This is a genomic window from Sphaerisporangium rhizosphaerae (assembly GCF_042665155.1).
GTDB classification, from domain to species: domain Bacteria; phylum Actinomycetota; class Actinomycetes; order Streptosporangiales; family Streptosporangiaceae; genus Sphaerisporangium; species Sphaerisporangium rhizosphaerae.
In genome coordinates, this window is record NZ_JBHTCG010000039.1 from 59,623 (window position 1) to 84,484 (window position 24,862).

The 24,862-nt window shown below is 71.4% G+C and carries 20 protein-coding genes; 10 read left to right on the top strand and 10 right to left on the bottom strand.

Going from position 1 to position 24,862, the window contains the following annotated elements:
- Window positions 1-17: 17 nt before the first annotated feature.
- The gene (locus ACFQSB_RS35310; protein WP_380831255.1) at window positions 18-863 is read right to left on the bottom strand and encodes a L,D-transpeptidase; all 846 of its coding nucleotides are present in this window, start codon (window positions 861-863) and stop codon (window positions 18-20) included.
- A gap of 173 nt (window positions 864-1,036) precedes the next feature.
- Window positions 1,037-1,900, bottom strand: coding sequence for an Ig-like domain-containing protein (locus ACFQSB_RS35315; protein ID WP_380831257.1), 864 nt, complete (start codon window positions 1,898-1,900; stop codon window positions 1,037-1,039).
- A 648-nt stretch (window positions 1,901-2,548) separates the two neighbouring features.
- Here ACFQSB_RS35315 and ACFQSB_RS35320 point away from each other — a divergent pair.
- On the top strand, window positions 2,549-3,523 hold the full coding sequence (locus ACFQSB_RS35320; protein ID WP_380831259.1) for a zinc-binding dehydrogenase: 975 nt from the start codon (window positions 2,549-2,551) through the stop codon (window positions 3,521-3,523).
- On the opposite strand, the gene ACFQSB_RS35325 is transcribed toward ACFQSB_RS35320, so the two are convergent.
- The 7 genes from ACFQSB_RS35325 to ACFQSB_RS35355 form a co-directional block, all read right to left on the bottom strand.
- Entirely contained in the window at window positions 3,501-3,656 is a 156-nt protein-coding gene (locus ACFQSB_RS35325; RefSeq protein WP_354852901.1) for a hypothetical protein, read from the bottom strand. The genes ACFQSB_RS35320 and ACFQSB_RS35325 overlap by 23 nt on opposite strands.
- Complete coding sequence (locus ACFQSB_RS35330; protein ID WP_380831261.1) at window positions 3,656-4,411, bottom strand: PadR family transcriptional regulator; 756 nt, start codon at window positions 4,409-4,411, stop codon at window positions 3,656-3,658. The genes ACFQSB_RS35325 and ACFQSB_RS35330 overlap by 1 nt, the downstream gene beginning before the upstream one ends.
- Window positions 4,408-5,241 carry a DUF4097 family beta strand repeat-containing protein gene (locus tag ACFQSB_RS35335; RefSeq protein WP_354852897.1) on the bottom strand — a complete coding sequence of 278 codons (834 nt, stop codon included), beginning with the start codon at window positions 5,239-5,241 and terminating at the stop codon, window positions 4,408-4,410. Before ACFQSB_RS35335 ends, ACFQSB_RS35330 begins: the two co-directional genes overlap by 4 nt.
- Window positions 5,242-5,427: 186 nt before the next feature.
- Window positions 5,428-5,604 (bottom strand): DUF6104 family protein, encoded by a 177-nt coding sequence (locus tag ACFQSB_RS35340; protein ID WP_354852895.1) that lies wholly within the window; start codon window positions 5,602-5,604, stop codon window positions 5,428-5,430.
- A gap of 90 nt (window positions 5,605-5,694) precedes the next feature.
- Window positions 5,695-9,414, bottom strand: coding sequence for a multifunctional oxoglutarate decarboxylase/oxoglutarate dehydrogenase thiamine pyrophosphate-binding subunit/dihydrolipoyllysine-residue succinyltransferase subunit (locus ACFQSB_RS35345; RefSeq protein ID WP_380831264.1), 3,720 nt, complete (start codon window positions 9,412-9,414; stop codon window positions 5,695-5,697).
- Window positions 9,415-9,788: 374 nt separating this feature from the next.
- Complete coding sequence (locus tag ACFQSB_RS35350; protein WP_380831265.1) at window positions 9,789-10,454, bottom strand: B3/B4 domain-containing protein; 666 nt, start codon at window positions 10,452-10,454, stop codon at window positions 9,789-9,791.
- 239 nt (window positions 10,455-10,693) lie between these two features.
- Entirely contained in the window at window positions 10,694-13,324 is a 2,631-nt protein-coding gene (locus ACFQSB_RS35355; protein WP_380831267.1) for a glycoside hydrolase family 9 protein, read from the bottom strand.
- A 324-nt stretch (window positions 13,325-13,648) separates the two neighbouring features.
- Here ACFQSB_RS35355 and ACFQSB_RS35360 point away from each other — a divergent pair, with 324 nt between their 5' ends.
- The 4 genes from ACFQSB_RS35360 to ACFQSB_RS35375 all read left to right on the top strand — a co-directional run bounded on the left by ACFQSB_RS35360 (window position 13,649) and on the right by ACFQSB_RS35375 (window position 17,483).
- Window positions 13,649-14,236: a winged helix-turn-helix domain-containing protein gene (locus ACFQSB_RS35360; RefSeq protein WP_380831268.1), complete on the top strand. Its 588-nt coding sequence runs from the start codon at window positions 13,649-13,651 to the stop codon at window positions 14,234-14,236.
- Window positions 14,233-15,540, top strand: a complete 1,308-nt coding sequence (locus ACFQSB_RS35365; RefSeq protein WP_380831270.1) for an MFS transporter — start codon at window positions 14,233-14,235, stop codon at window positions 15,538-15,540. The genes ACFQSB_RS35360 and ACFQSB_RS35365 overlap by 4 nt, the downstream gene beginning before the upstream one ends.
- 144 nt (window positions 15,541-15,684) lie before the next feature.
- Window positions 15,685-16,803: an MBL fold metallo-hydrolase gene (locus ACFQSB_RS35370; RefSeq protein WP_380831272.1), complete on the top strand. Its 1,119-nt coding sequence runs from the start codon at window positions 15,685-15,687 to the stop codon at window positions 16,801-16,803.
- Window positions 16,804-16,898: 95 nt separating this feature from the next.
- Window positions 16,899-17,483, top strand: coding sequence for a DUF305 domain-containing protein (locus ACFQSB_RS35375; RefSeq protein WP_380831274.1), 585 nt, complete (start codon window positions 16,899-16,901; stop codon window positions 17,481-17,483).
- A 213-nt stretch (window positions 17,484-17,696) separates the two neighbouring features.
- Here the strand turns inward: ACFQSB_RS35375 and ACFQSB_RS35380 are convergent, their stop codons facing one another.
- A complete protein-coding gene (locus tag ACFQSB_RS35380) occupies window positions 17,697-18,755 on the bottom strand; it encodes an NAD(P)H-dependent amine dehydrogenase family protein (protein WP_380831275.1) in 1,059 nt (352 codons plus the stop codon).
- Between the two features lie 355 nt (window positions 18,756-19,110).
- On the opposite strand from ACFQSB_RS35380, the gene ACFQSB_RS35385 reads away from it, so the two are divergent.
- From ACFQSB_RS35385 to ACFQSB_RS35405, 5 genes are all read left to right on the top strand, one after another.
- Window positions 19,111-20,007 carry an SDR family oxidoreductase gene (locus tag ACFQSB_RS35385; protein WP_380831277.1) on the top strand — a complete coding sequence of 299 codons (897 nt, stop codon included), beginning with the start codon at window positions 19,111-19,113 and terminating at the stop codon, window positions 20,005-20,007.
- Window positions 20,008-20,307: 300 nt separating this feature from the next.
- Window positions 20,308-21,480, top strand: a complete 1,173-nt coding sequence (locus tag ACFQSB_RS35390; RefSeq protein WP_380831283.1) for an ROK family transcriptional regulator — start codon at window positions 20,308-20,310, stop codon at window positions 21,478-21,480.
- Window positions 21,481-21,577: 97 nt separating this feature from the next.
- Window positions 21,578-23,086, top strand: coding sequence for a sugar ABC transporter ATP-binding protein (locus tag ACFQSB_RS35395; protein WP_354852877.1), 1,509 nt, complete (start codon window positions 21,578-21,580; stop codon window positions 23,084-23,086).
- The gene (locus tag ACFQSB_RS35400) at window positions 23,083-24,201 is read left to right on the top strand and encodes an ABC transporter permease (protein WP_354931921.1); all 1,119 of its coding nucleotides are present in this window, start codon (window positions 23,083-23,085) and stop codon (window positions 24,199-24,201) included. The genes ACFQSB_RS35395 and ACFQSB_RS35400 overlap by 4 nt, the downstream gene beginning before the upstream one ends.
- Window positions 24,202-24,293: 92 nt before the next feature.
- Window positions 24,294-24,862: substrate-binding domain-containing protein (locus ACFQSB_RS35405; protein WP_380831279.1), on the top strand; the 569-nt coding region annotated here is incomplete at its 3' end.

Consider the following 24,862-nt stretch of genomic DNA (forward strand, 5'->3'; position numbering starts at 1 on the left):
TCTGTGGTCCTGGGGCGTCAGTCGTTGATGATGATCATGGTGCCTAGGGGGAGGTGGGTCACGGCGTCGAGGGCGGGTTTGGGGAGGCGGACGCAGCCGTGGGAGACGGCGTGGCCGAAGACGCTCTTGTCGGGCCAGCCGTGCAGGCCGACGGTGCCGGGGCCGCCGTCGTAGGTCTTCAGTTTCTCCGAGTGCGAGCCGAGCGGCAGGATCACCGGGCTGTAGGACACGCCGGAAGGGGAGAGGGCGGCGAGCAGGAAGGTGCGGCCGACGGGGGTGGGGGTCTGGTCGGTGCCGATGCCCACCTGCCACGATCCGGTCTCCTGGCCGTCCTTGAACACGGCGAGCCTGCGGTCGGACAGGTCGATGCGCACCTGGTAGGGGCTGTGGGACTCCTTGGTCTTGCCGTCGCCGGTGTGGATCCAGCCGGTGGACCCGTTGGGCCTGCTGGGGAGCAGGACGCGCATCCAGCCGGGGCGCGTCTCGACCACCGGGAGCCAGGTCGGCTGGTCGAGCTGGGTGGTGGGGAGGACGGCGATCGCCGGGCCGCCGGGTTCGGCGTAGACCACCTTCTGGGCGCGCGGGTGGACGACCAGGCCGTCGTTGGCCGCGAAGGGCTGCGAGTCGGGTTCGGCCTCGCTGACCGTCGTCCACGTCGTCGACCTGGGCAGGGCGGCGAGCTGGGCCGTGGTCACCTTCGCCGGCGGGATGGGCTTGGCCGGAGGGGGTGCGGGCGGGGTGGCGAGCTCGCGGTCGAACTTCCAGTTGGTGACGATCACCAGCATGGCCACGCTCAGCAGGACCGTGGTGACCACCGCGGCGATGACGAGGACGGTGCGGGTGGATCGGCGGCGGACGTACATGGGACCCCCGTGAAGGTACTGGCTGCTGCTCTTCGCGGTTCGGCGGACCGGTGGGCGGTGGTGGTGATCGTGGGTGGCTGGTGGTGCGCGGTGGCGTTGTCGGGTGCGGTGGGGGCGAGCCGGAGGGCCCGTCCGGGATTGCGGACGGGCCCTCGTGGCCCCGGGACGGTGGATCAACCCGTCACGGCGAAATGCTGGACCGGCTTCGGCCGCTCCTTCTTGTAGTGCTTCTGGTGGTACTGCTTCTCGTGGTGCTCGTGGTGCTCGGGCACCCACTTGTGACGGTGGTTGTCCCAGTACTCGCGGTGACCGCCGCCGTGGTCGAACCAGCCCTCGATGTGCCGGCGGATGCCCCTGTCGACCAGCACGGTGTGGTCGTTGCGGTCGTGCCACCACCTGTCGCAGCGGCGGCGCAGGTTCTCCCACTCCTCCTTGGTGTGGTGTGCCGAGATGCCGTGGCGCTCCTCGGCGTTCCTCAGACGGCGGCACTGGTGCTCGTCGTCGTCATGCCGGATGGTCCTCGGCTCGTCCTCGTCCTCCCAGTCGTCGTCGTGGTCGGACTTCTGGGCTTCCTTCTTGCCGTCGTCCTTCTTCTTGCCGTCGTCTTTCCGCTCGGCCTCGACCCGCTGGACGAGCGTCGCGATGTTGCTGGGGTCGAAGGAGGTGTTGCCCAGGTACTGGGCGGAGATGGTGTGGGTTCCCTCGGCCAGGGTGGTGGTCGTCAGCGTCGCGCGGCCGCCGGTGAGCAGGTCGGCGGTGCCGAGCTCCACGGTGCCGTTCTTGAAGACGACCCTGCCGGTCGGGAGGATGGTGGTGCCGGTCGCCGTCACCGAGGCGGTGAAGGTGACCGACTCGCCCCGCCGGGACGGGTTGTGCGACGAGGTCAGTGTCGTGGTCGTCGCGGTGGCCCGTCGTACGGTGACGGAGAACCCGGGCTTCACGGGCCCGGCGGGAAGCAGGGATGCCGCCTGCGTGCCGAGGGCCTGCGGGGCGGTGCTCGCGCTCGCACTGCTGGGTGCCGCGGCGAGCGCGCCCATCGCGAGAGCGCCCGTGAGAGCTGCCGTCAGCCATGAACGACCGACATTACGTTGGAGAGACCGTGGGTGACCGACGTCTATCATAAAGCGGTCCTTTTCTTTTTGCAGTTCAAAGTAAAGGAGCACCTCGATGCTGGCGCGCCTGCATGTCCGACCCTACTCATGGTCGACCTCGATACCGTTGTCCGACATGCGGGAGATTCGCGCAAGCGGCGGAGTAATTGTAAAAAATAGTGGCCCGCTACTCACGCTTTTTTCGTGATAAGTCGGACAGCCCTCTGAGGTCCCCGCACGTCGGAAGCCCTGTCCCAGCGCGGAAATCGACTCCAGGTAAAAAACGGACGACCCGCATCAGCGGTTCAGTGGCGCCGCGTAAATTTCCCGGGACGTGGGCGCGCCGCCCCATGCGGTTACGGTATTTCGTCCGGGATTGCCGCCTTGTTCCAATAATCGCCGGAGGTGTCGGCGATAACGGCGTAGCGGGTTGGATGCCGCCAAGGACGCCTTTCCGGGATTTCGCGGAGTGCCGCCGGTTTCCTCCGCCGTGTCGACGAGGAGCCCGCGCCGGCGACGTCGACGGCCGGGGAGGGCCGTGGACAGGGGGTGGCGGGAAGGGGACGGGGCCCGCCCCGGGGGTAGGGTGCCGCCATGTTCGCCGTGACATGCACAAGCACCGACCCAGACAACCCGCTCGCCGGTCTCACCCTCGGCGAGCGGCCCGAGCCGGAGGTCCCCGGCGGATGGGCCGTGGTCACCGTGAAGGCGACCGCGCTCAACCATCACGACCTCTGGACGCTCAGGGGCGTCGGCATCCGGCAGGACCGGCTCCCCATCGTGCTGGGCTGCGACGCCGCCGGCGTGGACGAGGACGGCAACGAGGTCATCGTCCACTCGGTGATCGGCACCCCGGTCCAGGGGGACGAGACGCTGGACCCCAAGCGCTCGCTGCTGTCGGAGAGCCACGACGGCACGTTCGCCGAACGGGTCGTCGTCCCGCGCGCCAACCTGGTGCCCAAGCCGGCCGGGCTCTCGTTCGAGGAGGCCGCCTGCCTGCCGACGGCGTGGCTGACCGCCTACCGGATGCTCTTCGAGAAGTCGGGGCTGGAGCCCGGCTCCACCGTGCTCGTCCAGGGTGCCGGAGGCGGGGTCGCCACCGCGCTCATCGCGCTCGGCCGCGCGGGCGGCTACCGGGTGTGGGCGACCAGCCGCTCGGAGGACAAGCGCGCCAGGGCGCTGGAACTCGGCGCCGACCAGGTGTTCGCCCCGGGGGCCCGGCTGCCCGAGCGCGTCGGCGCGGTGATGGAGACGGTGGGGCAGGCCACCTGGGACCACTCCCTGAAGTCGCTGCGCCCCGGCGGGCGCATCGTGGTCTCCGGCGCCACGAGCGGCGCCGTGCCGCCGGCCGACCTGAACCGCGTGTTCTTCCTGCAGCTCTCGGTGGTCGGCTCGACCATGGGGACGCGCGACCAGCTCGGCCGGCTCGCCACGTTCCTCGTGCAGACCGGCGTGCGTCCCATCGTGGACCGCGTGCTGCCGCTCGACCGCGCGCAGGAGGGGTTCGCCGCGCTGGAGCACGGCGAGGTGTTCGGAAAGGTGGTCTTCACGCCGCCCACGGGCCGATGAGGCACGCGGCGAGGCCGTCCCGCTCGGCGGCCTCGTCCTGCTGGACGGCTTCCGGCGTCTCCTCCCACGGCGCGCACGGTTGAGCGTGGCCGCCGAGACGGAGCAACGGGGGGCGGAAGCCGTACAGGATCATCATCGGAGCGTGGAGCGGATGCGGGTGGCGGCCTCGTACAGGGCGTCCTGGGCGGTGGCGAGGGTCTCCTCGGTCACCGAGGACGCCGCCGCGGCGCCGCGGATCTCCTCGACGAACTCCGCCAGCATGCGGCCGAGCTCGGCGTCGCGGTCGCGGGAGCCGTGCCCCTGCCAGGCGCCGCCCCAGGCGCCGCGCAGCCAGTCCTGCTTCCAGCGCTGGGTCTCCTCTTTCCAGACCCGCCTCTGGCGTTCGAACTCCTGCTTCTGCTCCTTCCACACCTGCTTCTGCTCACGCCAGGCCTGGCGGTAGTCCTCCCTGACCGTGCGCGCGTCCTCCTTGGCCTGCCGGTGTTCCTCCTGGCCGGTCTGACGCACCTCGCGGGCCATCTGGGTCAGCTCGTCGCGCAGCGACCGCACGGTGTCGCGGACGTCCTCCTTGACCTCGCGGGCGATGTCGCGGACGGACTGGGAGATCTCCTGCTCCAGCTCGGCGAGCTCGTCCATGCGGGCTTCCAGCTCGGCCCGGCCCTTGTCGGTGATCGTGAAGACCTTCTTGCCGTCCACGAGCTCGTGGGTGACCAGGCCCTCCTCCTCCAGGCGCGCGAGCCTGGGGTAGATGGTGCCGGGAGAGGGCGAGTACACGCCGAGGAAGCGGTCCTGCAGCAGGCGGATCACCTCGTAGCCGTGCCGCGGGCTCTCCTCCAGCAGCTTGAGCAGGTACAACCGGAGGCGTCCATGGGCGAAAACGGGGCTCACTGCTCTCTCCTCAGAAGGGTCACATCGGCCGACACGGTGGACGCCGACAGGGAGGCCATGCCTCCGCCGAGCCGGCCGGACACCGACTTGGCGCCCGGGCGGCTGGTGGTGCCGAGGCCGGTGAACGCGCTGTTCAGCCGGCCGGAGGTCGAGCGCAGGGACACATCGGCGTCGACCGCCCCGGGCAGCCGCACGACGATGGACCCCGAGACGCTGTGCAGGGTGACGTGGCCGGTGGGCGGCAGCTCCAGGTCGGCGGTGATGCGGCCGGACACGGTGTTGGCGCGCAGGCGGCGCGGGGTGCCGCCGGCCACGGTCAGCTCGCCGGCGACGCTGGTGAACGACAGGTCACCGGCCAGGCCCCGGCTCTCGACCGCGCCGGACACGGTCTCGGCCTCGATCTCGCCGCTGACGCCGTCCAGCACGATCTCACCGGAGACGCTCTTGACGTTGGTGCGCCTCTCGAAGCCGGCGACGACCGCGGAGGCCGAGATCACCCCGGCCTGGACGGGACACTCTTTGGGGAGGGTGAGGGTAAGCGTCGTGTCGCGCCGGCCAGGCCGCAGCCACCCGAGGATGCCGTCCCAGGTGAGGTCCTTGTAGGCCACGGTGAGCCGGCCGTCGTCGTCCTGCTCGACGATCAGCGGTGGCGTGTCGATGTCGCTCACTTCCAGGGTCGGTGGCCCGTCGCTGGCGAGCACGGCGAGCCGGCCGGCGACGATGCGGACGCTCAGCTCGCTCACCGCCTCGAACGTCAGCTTCTCCGGCTTGTCGATGGTCCATTTGGGCATGGCCTCGTCCTTCGACGGCTGGTCGTGGTTGCCTTCCACGGAACACGATATATCTCGTCAGGCAGAAGTCAAGATGTATCGCGTTCTGAGAGTACGCCGGAGTGCGCCAGAAGTACGCCCGGAGCGTGGCGGAAGCGCGGCGAGAACAGGCCGAGCACGCCTGAAGGACGCCGGGAGCACACGCCGGCAGGCACGCCGAAAGGCGCCGGCCGAGGCGGGCCGTGGTCAGTCGTCCTCGTCGTCCAGGCGGGCGAGCCAGGTGGCCAGGCGCTCGACGGGGATCTCGAACTCGGGGTTGAGATCGACGAACTCGCGCAGCCGCTCGGCCAGCCAGGTGATGCCGACCTCCTCCTCGCCGCGTCGCTCGACCAGCTCTTCGATGCCCCTGTCAGTGAAGTACATCGCAACTCTCCTGCATGTGCGGATATATGGGGAAGTCCCCCACAGAACGCCTGTGGGGGACTCCGATGACGCAGGTGACGGCGCGTCCCGTCAGCCGAGGCTCTCGGTGACGATGTGCTCCAGCTCGGCGTCGTGCGCGGCGTGCGAGCCGGCCGCCGGGGAGGAGTTGGCCGCACGCGACACCCGGCGCAGCCGCCGCCCGTCGAGCAGGCCGGGGTCCTCGGTGAGCTTCAGCGTGAGGTACGGCCACGGGCCCATATTGATCGGCTCGTCCTGCGCCCAGATCAGCTCGACGTCGGAGCCGTAGCGGGACAGCTCGGCCCGCAGCTCCTCCGCCGGGAACGGGTAGAGCCGCTCGAGCCGGACGACCGCCACGTCCGTGCGCTGCTGCTTGTCACGGGCGTTCGCCAGGTCGTAGTACACCCTGCCGGAGCAGAGGACCACGCGCCGGACGTCCGACGGGGTGACGGTGGCGTCGCCGATCACCGGGCGGAACGCGCCGGAGGTGAACTCGGCGCTCGCCGAGGACGCCGCCTTGTGCCTCAGCAGGGACTTCGGCGTGAAGACGATCAGCGGCCTGCGGCGGTTCGACACCACCTGCCAGCGCAGCAGGTGGAAGTAGTTCGCCGGCGTCGTCGGCTGGGCGACCGTCATGTTGTCCAGCGCGCAGATCTGCAGGAACCGCTCGATGCGGGCCGAGGAGTGGTCGGGGCCCTGCCCCTCGTAGCCGTGCGGCAGCAGCAGCACGACCGCGGAGCGCTGGCCCCACTTCTGCTCGCTGGAGGAGATGAACTCGTCGATGATCGACTGGGCGCCGTTGGCGAAGTCGCCGAACTGCGCCTCCCAGGCCACCAGGGCGTCCGGGCGCACGACGCTGTAGCCGTACTCGAAGCCCATCGCCGCGAACTCCGACAGCAGGGAGTCGTAGACGTAGAACTTCGTGGTGCCCTGGTTGAAGCTCTTCAGCGGCGTGTGGTCCTCACCGGTGACCCGGTCGACCAGCACGGCGTGCCGCTGGCCGAAGGTGCCCCGGCGGGAGTCCTGCCCGACCAGGCGCACCGGGTGGCCGTCGATCAGCAGGGAGCCGAAGGCCAGCGTCTCGCCCATGGCCCAGTCGATGGCGTCCTCGGTCACCATCTGGCCGCGGCGCTGGAGCACCGGGGCCAGGCGGGGGTGGACCGTGAAGCCCTCGGGCAGAGTGAGCTGGGTCTCGACGACCCGCTTGATCGTCTCCTCGGAGATGCCCGTCGGGGTGTCGTCGTGCGACCACGGCACCACCTCGTCGGGAGCGGGCTTGACGACCGCGCCCGGCTCCAGCGGCTTCCTGCCGGCCTCGCGGGTCTCGGTGAAGGCCCGCTCGAGCTGCTCCTGGTAGTCGCGGAGCGCCTGCTCGGCCTCCTCCACCGTGATGTCGCCCCGGCCGATCAGCGCCTCGGTGTAGAGCTTGCGGATCGACCGCTTGGCGTCGATCAGGTCGTACATCAGCGGCTGGGTGAAGCTCGGGTTGTCGGCCTCGTTGTGGCCCCGGCGGCGGTAGCACACCAGGTCGATGACGACGTCCTTGCGGAACTTCTTGCGGTACTCGTAGGCCAGGTGGCCCACGCGGACCACGGCCTCGGGGTCGTCGCCGTTCACGTGGAAGATCGGCGCCTGGATCATGCGGGCCACGTCCGTGGCGTACACGCTGGACCGGGAGGAGGCGGGCGAGGTAGTGAAGCCGACCTGGTTGTTCACCACGACGTGCACCGTGCCGCCCGTGCGGTAGCCGCGCAGCTGCGACAGGTGCAGGGTCTCGGCCACGACGCCCTGGCCGGCGAAGGCGGCGTCGCCGTGCACGAGCACCGGCAGGACGGTGAAGCCCTCCTCGCCGCGCTCGAGCAGGTCCTGCTTGGCGCGCACGACGCCTTCGAGCACCGGGTCGACGGCCTCCAGGTGGGACGGGTTGGCCACCACGGACGCGGCGATCTTCTTGCCGCTGGGCGTGGTGAAGTCGCCCGACGCGCCGAGGTGGTACTTCACGTCGCCCGAGCCGTGGGCGCTGCGCGGGTCGAGGTTGCCCTCGAACTCGCCGAACACCTGGGCGTAGGACTTGCCGACGATGTTGGCCAGGACGTTCAGCCGGCCGCGGTGGGCCATGCCGATGACGGCCTCGTCGAGCTCCTCCTCGGCCGCGTCGCTGAGCACCGAGTCGAGCAGCGGGATCAGCGACTCGCCGCCCTCCAGCGAGAAGCGCTTCTGGCCGACGTACTTGGTCTGCAGGAAGGTCTCGAACGCCTCGGCGGTGTTGAGCCGGCGCAGGATGTGCAACTGCTCCTCGCGGCTCACCCTGCCGTGCGGCTTCTCGACCTTGCTCTGGATCCAGGCCCGCTCTTCGGGGTTCTGGATGTGCATGTACTCGATGCCGACCGTGCGGCAGTAGGAGTCGCGCAGCACGCCGAGGATGTCGCGCAGCTTCATCAGCGGCTTGCCGCCGAAACCGCCGGTGGCGAACTCGCGCTCGAGATCCCACAGCGTGAGGCCGTGCGACTTGATGTCGAGGTCGGGGTGCTTGCGCTGGTTGTACTCGAGGGGGTCGGTGTCGGCCATGAGGTGGCCGCGCACGCGGTAGGCGTGGATCAGCTCGATGACCCTGGCCGACTTGGCGACGTCGTCGTCGTGCGTGGCCGAGATGTCCTGGACCCAGCGGACCGGCTCGTAGGGGATGCGCAGCGACTGGAAGATCTCGTCGTAGAAGCCGTCCTGGCCGAGCAGGAGCTGGTGGATGCGCCGCAGGAAGTCGCCGGACTGGGCGCCCTGGATGATGCGGTGGTCATAGGTGCTGGTCAGCGTCATGACCTTGCTGACCGCCAGGCGGTTGAGCGTCTCGGGGGAGGCGCCCTGGTATTCGGCCGGGTACTCCATCGCGCCGACGCCGATGATCGTGCCCTGGCCGGGCATCAGGCGGGGGACCGAGTGGACGGTGCCGATGGTGCCGGGGTTGGTGAGGCTGATCGTGGTGCCCGCGAAGTCGTCGACGCCGAGCTTGCCGCCGCGCGCCTTGCGGACGATCTCCTCGTAGGCCGTCCAGAACTGGCGGAAGTCCAGCGACTCGGCCTTCTTGATCGACGGGACGAGGAGCTGGCGGGTGCCGTCGTTCTTCTGCACGTCGATGGCGAGACCGAGGCCGACGTGCTCGGGCTTGATCAGCGTCGGCTTGCCGTCGATCTCGGCGTAGGAGTGGTTCATGTCGGGCATCGCCGACAGCGCCTTGATGATGGCGAAGCCGATGATGTGGGTGAAGGACACCTTGCCGCCACGACCGCGCGACAGGTGGTTGTTGATGACGATGCGGTTGTCGATGAGCAGCTTCGCTGGGACCACCCGGACGCTCGTGGCGGTGGGGACCGCCAGGCTGAGGTCCATGTTCTGCGCCGTGCGGGCGGCCGCGCCACGCAGCCGCACCTCTTCGGCTCCGGACGGGGTCGCCGCCGCGGGCTTGGCCTTGTCGGCGGCCTGCGGGGCCGCAGGAGTCGTCTTGGCGGCCTTGGGAGCGGCCTTCGGAGCGGCCTTCACCGGCGCCGCCTGCGGCGGCACGGGCTGTGGCGGCGCGGTCGCGGTCGCCGTGGTGGCGTCGGCCGTCGCGCCGTTGGACCCCTCGGGCGCCTGCGCGCGGCTCGTGCCGGAGTTGGGGTTGTAATCAGCGAAGAAGTTCCACCAGGCACGGTCGACAGACTCGGGGTCCTGGAGGTACTTCTGGTACAGCTCGTCGACAAGCCACTCGTTCTGGCCAAAGTTGGTCATGGGGTTTGTCCGCGACGACTCAGACGACACGGCGGAAATCGCCCTCTTCCGCAGATCGGCGTTGTTGAATAAAGAACCTGTCCAAGGCTACTCGCCCGCAGAAGTAACGCGTGCTATCTGTGGCCGGGCTCACGCCCGATCATCCCAGGACCGTTCAAACTGGTCACGCGCGGGTAGTCAGTCCGGGGGGTGAGGTCATGCTCACCCCCGGGCATGCTCGCTCTGCCCCCGGCGCCACAGGCGTGCCTCGCGGACCGACCCGGACTCAGGCGGGCGATCGCGGACTCAGGCGCGACGGGCCGGCCGGACTCGGACAGACCGGCCTCAGACAGACCGGACCCAGACAAACCGGCCTCGCGCAGGCCGGACTGACACAGGCCGGACTCAGGCAGGCCGGCAGGACCTCAGGCGGGGCCGACCAGCCGGGACTCCAGGCGCACGCCGGGCGTGATCTCGCGCAGCAGGCCCGAGAGCTCCTCCCCGGCCGCCGCCAGCTCCTCCAGCGACATCGGCGCCAGCCGTTCGAGCAGGAAGAGCGCGTCCACGGTGTCCTCGGTGATGCGGGTGCGCACGCACTGGCGCCAGTTCCACCTGCGGCAGGTGACGCCGTGGTCGTCCCGCCAGACCACCTCGCCGATCTCGGGGTGGTCGATGACCGTCTCGCCCTTCTCGACGGCGTCGAACGGCTCTTCGCCGCCCGCGCGGACCAGCCGCGCCGTGCCCTCGTAGTGGGCGAGGTCCTCGCCGCCGATGGGCAGGACGTGACGGACGCTGATCGCGTTGTAGGCGTCGACGACCAGGTTGATCTCCGGAGGCGGCATCCGGCGCACCAGGGCGTCGACCGAGGGCCGGGTGCGCTGGGGCTTGGCGCCGAACGCGCGGTAGGCGTCCTGCCAGGCGAGGATGTTCTGGTGGCCGGGGGTGACGGCGCCGGCCGCCGCCTCGGCCAGCCACCCGCGCGAGCGCTCGTCGGAGGGCCCGTTGAGCAGGCCGTACGCGCCGATGGCCAGGACGTGGAAGTCCGGCCGCAGACGCGTGACCGCCTCGTCGATCCAGATGGCACCGATCATGCCGCCCACCCTAGCCAAGGCCGCGCGGCGGGCGTGACGGCGTCCGCCCGGCGGGAGGCGCCGTCGTCCGGGCCCGCCCGGCGGGAGTCGCCGTCGTCCGGGAGCCCGTCGTCCGGGAGCCCGTCGTCCGGGAGCCCGGCCGGCGGGAGGCGCCGCCGGGCGGGCCTCCCGGATGACGGCCGGGCCGCCACCTCGTGAGGTGGCGGCCCGGCGGACGGTGAGACGGTGAGGACGGAAGGTCAGGAGCAGGCGGCTCCGTTGAGGGTGATCAGGTCGGGGTTGGGGTTGGCGCCGCCGGGGCTGGTGCCGAGGAAGCCGAAGGTGACCGACTGCCCGGCCCCGATCTTGGCGTTGGAGGCCACGTTCTTCGCCGTCACCTTCGCGCCGCTCTGGGTGATCCCGGCGTTCCAGGACTGGCCGGCCTGCTGGCCGCCGAGGAACGACCACGCCAGACTCCAGCCGTTCACCGCGGTGGAGCCGGTGTTCTTGACGGTCACCTGGGTGGTGAACCCGCCCGGCCACTGCCCGTGCGTGGTGTAGGTGACCTGGCACTTGCCGGGGGCCTGGACCGTGCCGTCGCCCTGGTCGGCGACGAAGGCCGAGACCCACGACAGAGGCGAGTTCCAGTTGATCGTCAGCTCGTTGGTGGCCCAGGAGTTGATGTCGTCGATGTAGCAGAACTGGGGCTTGCAGTTCTTCAGCTTCTCGGCCGCGAGCGGGTCCTGGATGCCGGAGTTCGGGCCGCCGGCCAGGGTGCCCTTGGGCGGGTTGGGCAGCGTGGCGTCGAGCTGGTGGGAGTACCACCGGCTGTGCTGGTTGTGCGAGTTCACCTCGCCGTACCCGGTGACGTAGGACTGGTTCAGCGCGTTGCGGCCGAAGATGTAGTCGATGCCCTGCAGGACGCCGTCCCGGTACTTGCGCGTGCCGGTGAGGTCGTAGGCCGCGGCCATGACGACCATGTTGTTCAGCACCAGGTTGTTGGAGCCCCAGTCATAGGTGGGCGGGTTGTAGGGCACCCCGTACGGGTGCGCGGTGAGCGTGGCCAGGTACTTGTCGGCTCCGGCGACCACCGAGGCGCGCACCTGGTCGCGGCCGGGCAGCGCGTTCGGGACGGTGGCCAGGTCGAGCCGGCCGAGCTGGGCCACGTGGCCCCAGTCGAAGCCGCGCTCGCCCCAGATGTCGGACGTGTGCAGCGGCGAGGCCAGCACGTAGTCCTGGAACTCCTTCTCGCCGGTCGAGATGTAGAGCTCGGCGGCGGCCCAGTAGAACTCGTCGCTGACGTCGGCGTCGTCGTAGGTGCCGCCGCCGGTGCCGTCGGAGGGGGAGGCGAGTACGGCGGGGTTGGCCTTGGCCGCGGCCCACGCCTTGCGGGCGGCGGTCAGGTTCTTGGCGGCGAACGCCGCGTCGTAGGGCGCGAACAGCCGGGCGGCCTGGGCGGCCGTGGCGGCGAGGTTCAGCGTGGCGGCGGTCGAGACCGGGTGCAGCTGGCGCTTCTGCGCGTCGGTGTGCGGCAGCTGCGGCAGGCCGGTCCAGTTCTCGTCGTGGATCTTGTGGTGCGCCATGCCCGCGTACGGCTTGCCGTCCGGCACCTGCATCTTCAGCAGGAACTCCTGCTCCCAGCGGGCCTCGTCCAGGATGTCGGGGACCTTGTTGCCGCTCTCCGGCAGCGCGAGCGCGTTGTCGCCCATGGGCTTGGCCGTCGGGGCGTTCTTGGTGCGCTCGTACTCGCTCATGAGCTGGGCGACGGAGATGCCGCCGTTGACGACGTACTTGCCGTGGTCGCCCGCGTCGTACCAGCCGCCGGAGACGTCCAGGCTGTAGTCGCAGACGCCGGGCTGGCAGGGCACGTTGGTGTCGCCCTGGTTCGGCGCGACTCCGATGTGGCCGGCCGGCCGGCCGTAGCCGGGGCGCAGGTCGTCGCGGATCGCGATGCCGCTGCGCTGCGGGTAGTACATCTTCAGCGCGTCGGAGCGCAGCGTCTCGTACGCGCCGGCGCCGATGTCGAACGGCCGGCTGGTCTCGCCGTCGGCCGTCAGCGTGTAGCCGGCGCCCGCCTTGGTGTAGGCGCCGAAGTCGATGGAGTGGACGTTCTGCCCGGAGCTGGCGTCCACGCCGCGCGGCGTGGAGGTGCCGGAGGCGACCACGGCGCCCGCGGCGTTCTTCAGCTTCCAGGGCAGCGCGGTCGTGGCCTCGGTGACCACGGTGGCGTTCTTCGGGCCCTTGGGCAGGTAGGCGACCTGGTTGACGCGGACGCGCGGGCCGGTGTCCGGCACGTACACCTCAGGGTCGGCGCCGCCCTTGAGGCTCACGTCGTCCATGCAGAACCGCCACGGCGTGGCGCTGCCGCCGATCTGGAAGACCACCTGGCCGGTGGCCAGGTCGACCGGCGAGGTGAAGGTGTAGTGGAAGTCCCCGCCGGCCGGGGTGAGCTCCGGGTTGGCGGTCACGTAGGCCGTGTAGGGGTCGACGGGCATCTGCACCATCGCCTTGCCGACCCTCGACGGGTCGCCGGAGGCCGAGAAGGAGAACGCGTAGGTCTCGCCCTGGACGAGAGGGATGTCGTTCTGGCCGATGATGACGTCCCACGGGTTGACCGTGCCGCCGGGGATGTCGGCGCAGAGCCGTCCTCCGGTCGTGTCGAACGTGATGTTGTCGGTGTGCCACCAGGGGTCGCTGCCGCTGTCGAAGGTCCCGTTGTGGATCTGCTCGGGGCCGTCGGGGTCGGCGTTCGCGACGGCGGCCCGTGCCTTGGTGGGCGCCGTGTTCGCGCCGGACGCCTGGGCGGCCGGGCTGGACAGGGCGGACGCGGCCAGCGTGGCCGCCGCGGTGAGGGCCAGTGAGGCCGCCCATCGCCGGGATGGTCTGATCACGCGATATCCCCAGGTGTCAAGGTCGGAAGGTCTGAGGGAACCGGATGTGGGAGCGCTCCCATAGACGTCGGTGCCCGCGATGTTTCCAACGTGTGTCCTGGCCGTCAATGGATCGGGGCGCGGTCCGCGGCGGCCCCGCTCCGGCGGCACGGCGCGCGACCCGCCGCCTAGGTGTGCCGTCTGGCCGGACGCTTCGCTCCCGGCCGGTCGCGGGCGTCGGGCGGGGCCGGGCCGCGGCTGAAAGTTTCATCCCCCGAGAGGGTGGCGGGGAGTTCCGCAAATATATCTTTGCAAATAGAGCTTTGCAAAGTTATCTTTGGCGACATGAGCGATGAGAGCGAGGAGTCCGACGTCTACCGCGTCCGCGATCCGCGGGCTCTGAAGGCCGTGGCCCACCCGCTGCGGGTGCGGCTGCTCGGCGCCCTGCGCCTCGAAGGCCCGGCCACCGCCACCGAGCTGGCCGCCCGGCTCGGCGAGAGCTCGGGCTCGACCAGCTACCACCTGCGGCAGCTCGCCAGGTACGGCTTCGTCGAAGAGGATCCCGGGCGGCGCGACGCGCGTGAGCGCCGCTGGCGTTCGGCGCACCGCTACACCGCCTGGGACGAACTGGAGATCGGCGGCACGCCCGAGGGGCGGGAGGCGGCCGGGTTCATGCGCGAGCGGCAGTTCGAGGCGCTGGCCGGCGACCGCGCGGCGTTCGAGCGCGACCGCGACTCCTGGGGGCCCGAGTGGATCGCCGCCGCCGGCATGTCCGACCACTACGCCCGGCTCACCCCCGCGTCGGTGACGCTGCTCTACGAGCGCGTCTCGGCCATGATCCACGAGCTGGAGGCCGCCGACGCGGCCGATCCCGCGGCCGAGGCGGTCATGCTCCACTTCGCCGCCTTCCCGACCAGGGGGTACACCGGATGACCGGCGCCCGTCCCGTGACGCTCTCCGCCCGCGCCGCGCTGCGGCGTTACCTGCTCGTCAGCTTCCTGACCTGGTTCCCGCCCGGCCTGATGATGGCCACGATGGTGCTGCTGATGACCTCGCGCGGCCTGACCCTCGCGCAGGTCGGCGTCGTGACCGCCGTGTTCTCCGCCGCCGCGGTGGTCATGGAACTGCCCACCGGCGGGCTGGCCGACGTCGTGGGGCGGCGCACCGTGCTCGCCGTCTCGGCGCTGTTCAGCGTCGTGGCGATGAGCCTGATGGCCGTCGCGGGCTCGTTCGGGACGTTCGTCGTGGTGGCGGTGTTCAAGGGCGTCGCCCGCGCGCTCGCCAGCGGGCCCGCGCAGGCGTGGTACGTCGACGCCCTGCACGCCGCCGAGGGCCCCGACGCCGACCTCAAGCCCGGCCTGGGCAAGGGAGAGGCCATGGGCTCGGCGTCGCTCTGCGCCGGCACGCTCACCGGTGGCGCCCTGCCGCTGGTGGCGCCCGGCGGACTGGCCGCTCCCATGGTGGCCGCGGCGGTGGCGGCGGCCGTGCTGTTCGTCGTCGTGCTGTTCGCGATGCCCGAGCCGCCGCGTCCGCGCACCTCCCTCGGGTCGGTGCTGCGCGACGTGCCGGTCACCGTCGGCGCCGGGCTGGGGCTGGCGTTCAGGCGGCCGGGGCTGCGCCGCCTGCTGTTCATGGCCTTCGTCATCGGCATCGGCCTCGGCGCCATCGAGATGCTCACCCCCGGCAGGCTCGCCGCGCTGACCGGCTCCGCCGAGTCCGGCGGTTCGGTGTACGCCGTCGTCGCGGCGGCCGGGTTCGGCGCCAGCGGCCTCGGGTCCTGGCTGGCCCCCCGGGTGGCGCGGCTGCTGCGCGGGCCGGTGCCGGCGGCGGTCGCAGGGACGGCGGCCGGCGCGGTGGCGTTCGCGTCCCTGGCGGCGTCGGTGGCGCTGTCCGGGACGGCCGGCATCGTGGCCGCCTGCGCCGCCTACGTGGTGATGTTCGCGGGGGTCTCGGTCGCCGAGATCGTGCGCGCGGAGATGCTCCACCGGCGGGTCGCCTCCTCCCGGCGCGCGACGCTGATGTCGGTGGACTCGTTGCAGCTCCAGCTCGGCGGGACGGCCGGCGTCCTGGGCCTGGGACTGCTGGCGTCCGGGGCGGGCACGGCCGCCGCCTGGTGGGTCGCGGCCCTGGTGATCCTGCTGTCCGCCCCGCTGTACCTGCGGCTGCCGCCGGCCGCGCCCGACGCGGAGGAAGGCGTCCATCCCCGGACGGCGACGGCCACCGCACACCCCGAGTAGAACAACATTCGGTGAGCGGTGCACAATCGTGGCGTCGGTTGTCCGTTGTGAGGGTTTCGGGGGTCAGGCCCCGGATTTCGGTTACGACGCCGGTCCGGGCACGGCCCCGGCGGAGGCGTCGAAGGTCGCCGGAGGGAGCGCGGAATGGGCGAGCAGGGGGCGGGACCGGCCGTCGAGGCGGCGGCCGAGCCGGGCAGGCGGGTCACCCCGGCCAACCCGGCACAGCGGGACGCCTGGATCGGCGGCGCGATGCCCGAGGTCGAGCGGGTGCGCCCCGGGCTGTGGTCCATCCCGGTGCCGATCCCGATCAACCCTCTCAGGTACGTGCTGGTGTACGCCCTGGAGCTCCCCGACGGGGTGGCGGTCATCGACGCCGGCTGGAACACCGAGGAGGCGTACGAGGCCCTGGCCGGCGGGCTCGGCGTGGCCGGGTACGCGATGACCGACGTGCGCGCGGTGCTGGTGACCCACATCCACCCCGACCACTACGGCCTGGCCGGGCGGGTCCGCGAGACGTCCGGCGCGTGGATCGGCCTGCACCCGGCGGACGCCGCGCTGCTGCACGAGCGCTACGACGAGACCAGGCTCGACGCGCTGGTCGAGCGCGAGCGGGCCCAGCTCGTGCGCAGTGGCGTGCCGCCGGTGAGCGTGGACGAGCTGAGCGGGGCGTCCAAGATGATCCGGCAGTACGTGACGATGGCCAAGCCCGACCGGCTGATCGAGGACGGCGAGCTCCTCGGCCTGCCCGGGTGGGACCTGCGGGCCGCCTGGACGCCCGGCCACTCGCCCGGGCACCTGTGCTTCGTCTCCCCGTCCCGGCGGGTGCTGTTCTCCGGGGACCACGTGCTGGCGAGGATCACGCCGATCGTCGCCGTCCACCCGCAGTCGGCGCCGGACCCGCTCGCCGACTACCTCGGCGCCCTGGCGGCCGTCCGGGACCTTCCGGTGGACGAGGTGCTGCCCGCGCACGAGTTCCGCTTCCTGGAGCTGGCCGACCGGGTCGACTACGTGACCGCCCACCACGGCCGCAGGCTCGCCGAGATCGAGGCGGAGGTGGGCCGGACGCCCGGCGCGGCCTGCTGGGACCTCACCACCCGGCTCACCTGGTCGCGGCCGTGGGAGACCATCCCGGCCTTCATGCGCAGGGCCGCCACGAACGAGACCCTCGCCCACCTGGTGTACCTGGAGGCCCGGGGACGCGTCCGCCGCGCCCCGGCCGCCGGCCCCGACGAGCCCGACCTTTGGTACCCGGCGGCGCCGTGACCGGCGAGCGGTGAACACCGGGCGCCCCGCGCCCGTATCCCCCGGAGGAAGCGCGATCGTCCAGGGTGAATCGTCCAGGGTGAGGAGATGCGGTGATGGGCGCAAGGGGAGTCGCCGTGGCCGGTGTGGCGGCCGTGCTCGGGCTGGTCACCATGGTCTCGGCGAGCGGCTGCGCCGCGGCGCCGGACGGCGGGGCGGTCAAGGTGGCCGCGTCCTACGACGACCTGCCCTACAACCTCACCGACGTGCTGTTCCGCCGGGAGATGATCCTGCACTACCGCCAGGGGGTCACGCTGGCGCGGCTGGTCCCCGGCCGCAGTCGCGACCCGTACGTGCGGGGGCTGGCCGAACGCCTGACCGGGGAGGAGGCCGCGCAGGTCGAGGAGCTCGCGGTCTCGCTGCGGATGTGGCAGTTCACGGTGCCGGACTCCGACAAGCCTCCGGTGCACCAGATGGAGGGCATGCTGACCCCGGCCCAGCTTCTCGCGCTCAAGGGACGCTCGGGCCCGGCGTTCGACCGCCTGTGGCTGACCACGCTCGCCCGGCACACCGACTACGGGGCGCGCCTCGCCGACAAGGCCCGCGACGAGGGCAAGGACGCCGCCACCGTCGCCCTGGCCCGCCGGACCGCCGCCGCCCAGAAGACCCGCCTCACCGAGATCGTCTCCCACCTTTCCTGACCGGGCCCGGCCGGTGCCCCGCCGCACGACGGCGCCGATCACGCCGTACCCCTGCCCGCCGTCGCGGCGCCGGTTCAGGAGCCACGGGTGGCGGTGGGTGTGGAGCGTCGGCGCGGGGGGGCCGTTGGTCGTGGCGGCGCGGGGCACGCCGTACACCGTCACGCGCTCGCGGGCCGGTCAGAGAGCCGCGGGTGGCGGTGGAACAGGGCGGGGTCAGGGGAGGCGGGTGGCGCCGCGGCCGGTGGCGAGGGGGAGGTCCAGGAGGGTGCGGATGCCGGGCGGGGCCGCGCAGACCGAGGCGATCGAGTTGACCGCGTGCGCGGCGGCGCCCGCCAGGCCGTGGGACACCTCGTCGATCTTCAGCATGAGCTGCGGCCGTCCCTCGATGTGGATGGCGAAGCCGGGCTCGGGCCAGCGGCGGACCTTGGCGGCGTCGGACTTGTAGACGCACTCCACCGTCATGAACGGCCGCCCCCGGACCAGCCCGGAGAAGACCCACCGCGAGGCGCAGACCGTGCCGGGGGCGATGACGCCGGCGGTGATCTCGAACTCCTCCGCCGCCAGCTCGAACTCGTCGCTCTCCTCGACCTCGTCCAGCCCGACGCCGAGCGCCTCGGCGACGAGCTGGACGCTCTCGGAGAACAACGCGCGCTGGACGGCCCTGAAGGGGCGCACGGCCGTCGCGTAGTCCTTGGGGGAGCGGCCGAAACCGATGAGGTCCATGACGATCTGCCGCGAAGGGTGGCCGAGATAGTCCGACGACTCGCGCACGTAGATGTGGTCCAGCCGCGTCGACAGGCCGGTGAGGGCGAGCGGCAGCAGGTCGCTCATGAAGCCGGGGTTGATGCCGGTGCCGTACACCGAGGTGCCGCCGGCCCGGCACGCCGACTCGAGTTGCGCCACCACGGCCTGGCCGTAAACCTGCGGGTAGATGAAACCCGTGGTGGTGATGACGTTCTTGCCCGACGCGAGCAGCGCGCAGACCGTCTGCAGGTCGGCGGCGTAGTCGCCGCCGAAGTAGGCGGCGGGCAGGGGCATGTGCAGCACGCAGTCGGCCTCGGTGGCCATGACGCGGTCGACGTCGTCCACGCACAGCACGCCGGTCTCGGGGAGCCCGACCAGGCCCCCGGCGTCCAGGCCCACCTTGCCGGGGTCGTACACCAGCACGCCGACGAGATCGAACTCGGGCCGGCTGATCACGCTGTGAAGCGCATAGCCGCCGACGGCGCCCGTGGCCCACTGGATGACGCGGAGGGGCGGCTGTGCGGGCATGCGAGGCCTCCAGCCCAGGGGGGTCGCGGACGGGGCCCGGCGAAGCTGGGGGCCGACGCCGACCCTCGCCCTCGCGGGGCAGAAACTATAGCAGAATCACAGCCGCCCGATCACTATCCGCTACATCGTCCTCGCGCTGGTGCGGCCCCGATTCTCCGGCCGCCGCGATGGCGATAACGGGCGGGCGAGCGGGCGCCGTGACGCTGGGTCGCCGGAATCCCGAGGGCCGGAACGTGGGTGGGTCTGAGGCGCGAGGGCGCGGCGCCGGGGTCTGGGGCGCGAGGGCGCCGCGCGATATTGTGAAGCCAGCTTTCTAGAATGTTGTTCTCCTGGATTCTCCTCGAAGGGTGGGCGCATGTCGGAACTGAGGTTCGACGGGAAGGTCGCGGTCGTCACCGGGGCCGGGCACGGTCTCGGCAGGTCGCACGCCATCCTGCTCGCCGAACGCGGCGCCAAGGTCGTCGTCAACGACCTCGGCGGCGCGCTCGACGGCACCGGGGCGTCCACGGGGCCCGCGGCCGAGGTCGTCGAGCTGATCGCCAAGAACGGGGGCGAGGCGGTCGCCAACGCCGACAACGTGGCGACGCCCGAGGGCGCCGAGGCGATCGTGCGGACCGCGCGCGACGCGTTCGGCCGGGTGGACATCGTGGTCAACAACGCGGGCATCCTGCGCGACAAGTCCCTCGGCAAGATGGCCGTGGAGGAGTTCGACGCCGTGCTCGCCGTGCACGTGCGCGGGTCGTTCCTGGTCAGCCGTGCGGCGTTCCCGCACATGAAGGAGCAGGGGTACGGCCGCATCGTCAACACCTCCTCCCCGGCCGGCCTGTTCGGCAACTTCGGCCAGGCCAACTACTCCACCGCCAAGATGGGGCTGGTGGGGCTGACCAAGACCCTCGGCATCGAGGGCGCCCGGGCGGGCATCAAGGCCAACGCCATCGCGCCGATCGCCTGGACGCGGATGACCGAGTCGCTGCTGCCGGCCGAGTTCGAGCGGAGGTTCACCGCCGACCGCGTCAGCCCGCTGGTCGCCTTCCTCGCCCATGAGAGCTGCCCGACCAGTGGCGAGGTCTTCAGCGTGGGCGCCGGGCGCGTCGCCCGCGTCTTCGTCGCCGAGGGGCCCGGGTGGCGGACCGACGACCTGACGATCGAGGCGATCCGCGACAACTGGGAGGCCATCCTCGCCGAGGAGCCCTATGTGCGCCCGACCACGCTGGGCGAGCAGGCGACCGCGTCCATGAAGGCCATGCTCTGACGGTCCGCCCCGGCGGCCCGCGAGCCGCCGGGGCGCATGCGTCCCGGATAGCTCCGATGTTTTGAGGCGCGGAGGAGATGATCCGGCTTCGGTGGCGCTGGTTGGGTTACCGCTCACATGGGGCGGCGGGTGTAGTCGTCCCGCAGGTCGGCCCCTGTGGACAGCGGCGGTGACCTGCGTCACGTGCTTTTGTTGATAACAGCGAAAGTTACTGATTGTCATCAAAAAGTGCTTTTCAGCACGGCGCGGGTGAACTAGCTTCGGCGTCACCACACTCCGTGCGGAGGCGCTGTGAAACGCATGCCCGTACGGCCGGACAACGTGCACCAGGCAACCCTGCTCCGTCTGCTGCGCGAGGGCGGCCGGTCGCGAGCGGAGCTGGGGGACGACGTCTCGCTCTCCCGCTCCAAGCTCAATCTCGAGCTGGACCGTCTCATCGAGACGGGCCTGGTCGAGCAGGCCGGGCTCGCGGCCTCGCGCGGCGGCCGGCGGTCGGGGATGGTCCGGCTGTCTCCCCACCTGAGGTTCGCCGGCATCGACATCGGCGCCACCTCGGTGGACGTGGCCGTCACCAACGGCGAGCTGGAGATCCTCGGCCACGTGAGCCAGCCGTGCGAGGTCCGCGAGGGGCCCGCCACCGTGCTCGGCCTGGCCATGGAACTGCTCGCCAAGCTCCGCGAGCAGGGGCTGTTCACCCAGCTCCACGGGGCCGGCATCGGAGTGCCCGGCCCGGTGAGCTTCCGCGACGGCGTCCCGTTCGCGCCGCCGATCATGCCCGGCTGGGACCGCTACCCGGTCAGGGAGGTCGTCAGCCAGGAGCTCGGCTGCCCGGCCATGGTGGACAACGACGTCAACCTCATGGCGCTCGGCGAACTGCACGCGGGCCTGGCCAAGCAGGTCGACGACTTCCTGCTCATCAAGATCGGCACTGGCATCGGCTGCGGCATCGTGGTCGACGGCAAGATCTACCGCGGGGTCTCGGGCAGCGCCGGCGACATCGGCCACATGCGGGTCGACGACCAGGGACCGCTCTGCACCTGCGGCAACACCGGGTGCCTGGAGGCGTACTTCGGCGGGGCGGCGCTGGCGAGGGAGGCGGTCAGGATCGCCCCGCGCTCTCCCTACCTCGGCGAGCGGCTGGCACTGGGCGGCGGGCTGTCCGCCGAGGACGTGGCCGCGGCGGCGACCCTCGGCGACCCGGCCGCCGTCCAGCTCATCCGGGACGGCGGGCGGCAGGTGGGCCAGGTGATGGCCGGCCTGGTCAGCTTCTTCAACCCCGGCCTGGTGATCATCGCGGGAGGCGTGGCCCGTCTGGGCCACGTACTACTCGCGGAGATCAGGAGCGTCGTGTACCGCCGGTCGCTGCCGCTGGCGACCGGGAACCTGCCCATCGTGCTCTCCGAGCTCGGCGACACCGCCGGGATCATCGGAGGCGCCCGGCTGATCAGCGACCACGTGTTCAGCGCCTCGTGACCCCGTCCCCTCCCGACCGCCCGGCGGTGTCCTTCACCGATCTTCACCGCACTTCCGTTCCGACCAGAACCACTACCCGACCCACTTCGGAGGCCCTGTGAGCGACCTGCTGGTCATGCGAGGGATCGTGAAGCAGTTCCCCGGCGTGCGCGCCCTGGACGGCGTCGACCTGGACGTCCGGGCCGGCGAGGTCCACTGCCTGCTCGGGCAGAACGGCGCGGGGAAGTCCACCCTGATCAAGATCCTCGCCGGTGCGCACCGCCCGGACGAGGGCACCGTGACCTTCGGCGGCGAGCCCGTGCGCTTCGCCGGGCCCATCGCGGCCATCAGGTCGGGCATCTCGACGATCTACCAGGAGCTCGACCTGGTCGACGGCCTGTCGATCGCGGAGAACATCTTCCTCGGCCACGAGCACGCCGCGTTCGGCTTCACCCGCAGACGCGACATGAACCGGGCCGCCGCCGCGCTGCTCAACCGGCTCGGGCACGGCGAGATGCGGCCCGGGACCGAGGTCGGGCGGCTGCCGGCCGCGGGCAAGCAGATCGTCAGCATGGCGCGGGCCCTGTCCCACGAGGCCCGGCTGATCGTCATGGACGAGCCGTCGGCCGCGCTGGCCCACGACGAGGTCGCCAACCTGTTCCGCGTCATCAGGGACCTGACGGCACAGGGCGTGGCGGTCGTCTACATCTCCCACCGCCTGGAGGAGATCCGCGAGATCGGCGACCGGGTCACCGTGCTCAAGGACGGCAGGACGGCCGCCGTCGGGCTTCCGGCGCGCGAGACGCCGACCTCCACGGTCGTGTCGCTGATGACGGGCAGGGACGTGGAGTACGTCTTCCCTCCGCGCCCGGCGCCCGGCGCCCACGACGAGCACGCCGAGGTGCTGCGCGTCGAGGGCCTGACGCTGCCCGGCCGCTTCGCCGACGTCTCCTTCAGCGTCAGGGAGGGCGAGATCGTCGGCCTGGCGGGCCTGGTCGGCTCCGGCCGGTCGGAGATCGTCGAGACGGTCTACGGGGCCCGCAAGGCGGCCTCGGGACGGGTCGTGCTGGCGGGCCGTCCGGTGCCGCCCGGCAGCACCGGGCGGGCCGTGCGGCTCGGCATGGGGCTCGCGCCCGAGGAGCGCAAGTCGCAGGCCCTGCTGATGAACGAGACCGTCGCCCGCAACATCACCATCGCCGGGCTGAAGAAGTACTCGCGACTGGGCTGGATGGACCGCGGGCAGGAGCGCACCGCGGCCGCCCGCCTGGTCGAGACGCTCGACATCCGTCCCGGCGACCCCGACCGTCCGGTCAGGACCCTCTCGGGCGGCAACCAGCAGAAGGCCGTGTTCGCCCGGTGGCTGGTCGAGGACCGCAAACTGCTGCTCCTCGACGAGCCGACCCGGGGGGTCGACGTGGGCGCCCGCGCCGAGCTGTACGCCGTGATCCGGCGGCTGGCCGACGAGGGCGTGGGCGTGCTGCTGGTGTCCAGCGAGGTCCCGGAGGTGCTCGGCCTGGCCGACCGGGTCCTGGTCCTGCGTGAAGGCAGAGTCATCCACGAGTCGGACGCGCGCGACCTCGACGAGCCGCGCGTCCTCGACATGATCATGGAAGGGAGCGCGCTGTGACGGACGCACGCGCCTCGGACAGCGGCACTCCCGGCGACGTCGGCGACCCGCCCGCACGGGACCTCGGCGCCGCCGGCGAACAGGTGCCCGAGGACGCCCGGCCGCCCGCCGACGAGCACGCCCGCGTCGAGAACCAGGCGCGGGCCACCGCGGCCACGGGTCCCGGCGTGCTGGGCCGGATGGGTCAGGCCCGCCACCTCGGCCTGGTCGTGGCGCTCGCGCTGCTGGCGGTGGTCGGCCTGGTCACCACCCCCGAGAGCTTCGCCACCTCCTCCAACCTCGTCAGCATCCTCGCCCTGGCCTCGACGATCGGCGTCATCACGGTCGGGATGACCTTCGTCATCATCGGCGGCGGCATCGACCTGTCGGTCGGGGCGGTCATGGCCCTGGCCTCGGTGTGGGCCACGACGCTCGCCACCCAGGCGTACGGGCCGGTCGTGATGGCGATCTGCGCCATCCTGGTCGGAACCGGCGCGGGGCTGGTCAGCGGATTCCTGATCTCCTACGGGCGGATGGTGCCGTTCATCGCGACGCTCGCCATGCTCGTGGCGGCCCGCGGTCTCGCGCAGCGCATGTCCGACCGCAGGACCCAGCTCGTGCAGCCGGACAACAGCGCCATCGTGGAGCTCTCCACGACGCGGGTGCTCGGCCTGCCGCTGCTGGTCTACATCTTCGCGCTGGTGGTCGCCATCGGATGGCTCGTGCTCAACCGCACGACGTTCGGGCGGCGCACCTACGCGGTCGGCGGCAACCCGGAGGCCGCCCGGCTCGCCGGCATCGACGTGCGGCGTCACACGATGACGCTGTACGCGCTGTCCGGCCTGTGCTGCGGCATCGCCGCGGTGCTCATCATGGCCCGTACGACCACGGGCTCCAGCACACACGGCGATCTGTACGAACTGGACGCGATCGCCGCGGTCATCATCGGGGGAACCCTGCTCACCGGTGGCCGGGGGACCATCATCGGCTCGATCCTCGGGCTGCTGATCTTCACGGTCATCACCAACCTGTTCATCCTCAACGGCCTCAACACCAGCGACCAGCTCATCGCCAAGGGCCTGATCATCGTGATCGCCGTGCTGCTCCAGCGGCGGAGCCTGGAATCGCGCACATAGGCGGGTCACCGCCAGGTCGTCCCCACCGCTGCCCCGGAACGCCTCTCGCGCCGAGGGCCGGCGACCCCCTGTACCAGAAGGAGAGAATGACCATGGACAAGCGCGTCGCCAGGCGAGGGTTCCTCGTCAGCGGAGCCGTCGTCGGCGCGGGAGCCCTCGTCGCCGCCTGCACCAGCAACGAGCCGGCGCCCGCCGCGAGCTCGGCCGCCGCCGCCCCGCAGGCCAACTCGGGCGGCACCGACAACGACCAGCCGGGCACCAAGGTCGTCATCGGGTTCTCGGCGCCGGCGGCCGACCATGGCTGGATCGCGGCGATCACCAAGAACGCGCAGGACGCGGCGAAGAAGTACTCCGATGTGGAGTTCAAGCCGGTCGAGCCGACCAATGACATCAACCAGCAGATCTCGGCGGTGGAGTCGTTGATCGCCGCCAAGGTGGGCGCGCTGGTGATCCTGCCCAACGATGGTGAGCAGTTGAACCAGGTGGCTCGTAAGGCGATGGACGCCGGCATTCCGGTGATCAACCTGGACCGCGTCTTCCCCGACAAGCTCTCGTACCGGACGTGGATCGGGGGGGACAATTACGGCATGGGCGTGGCCGCGGGTACTTACATCGGCAAGACGCTGAAGGACAAGGGCGTGTCCAACCCGGTGATCCTGGA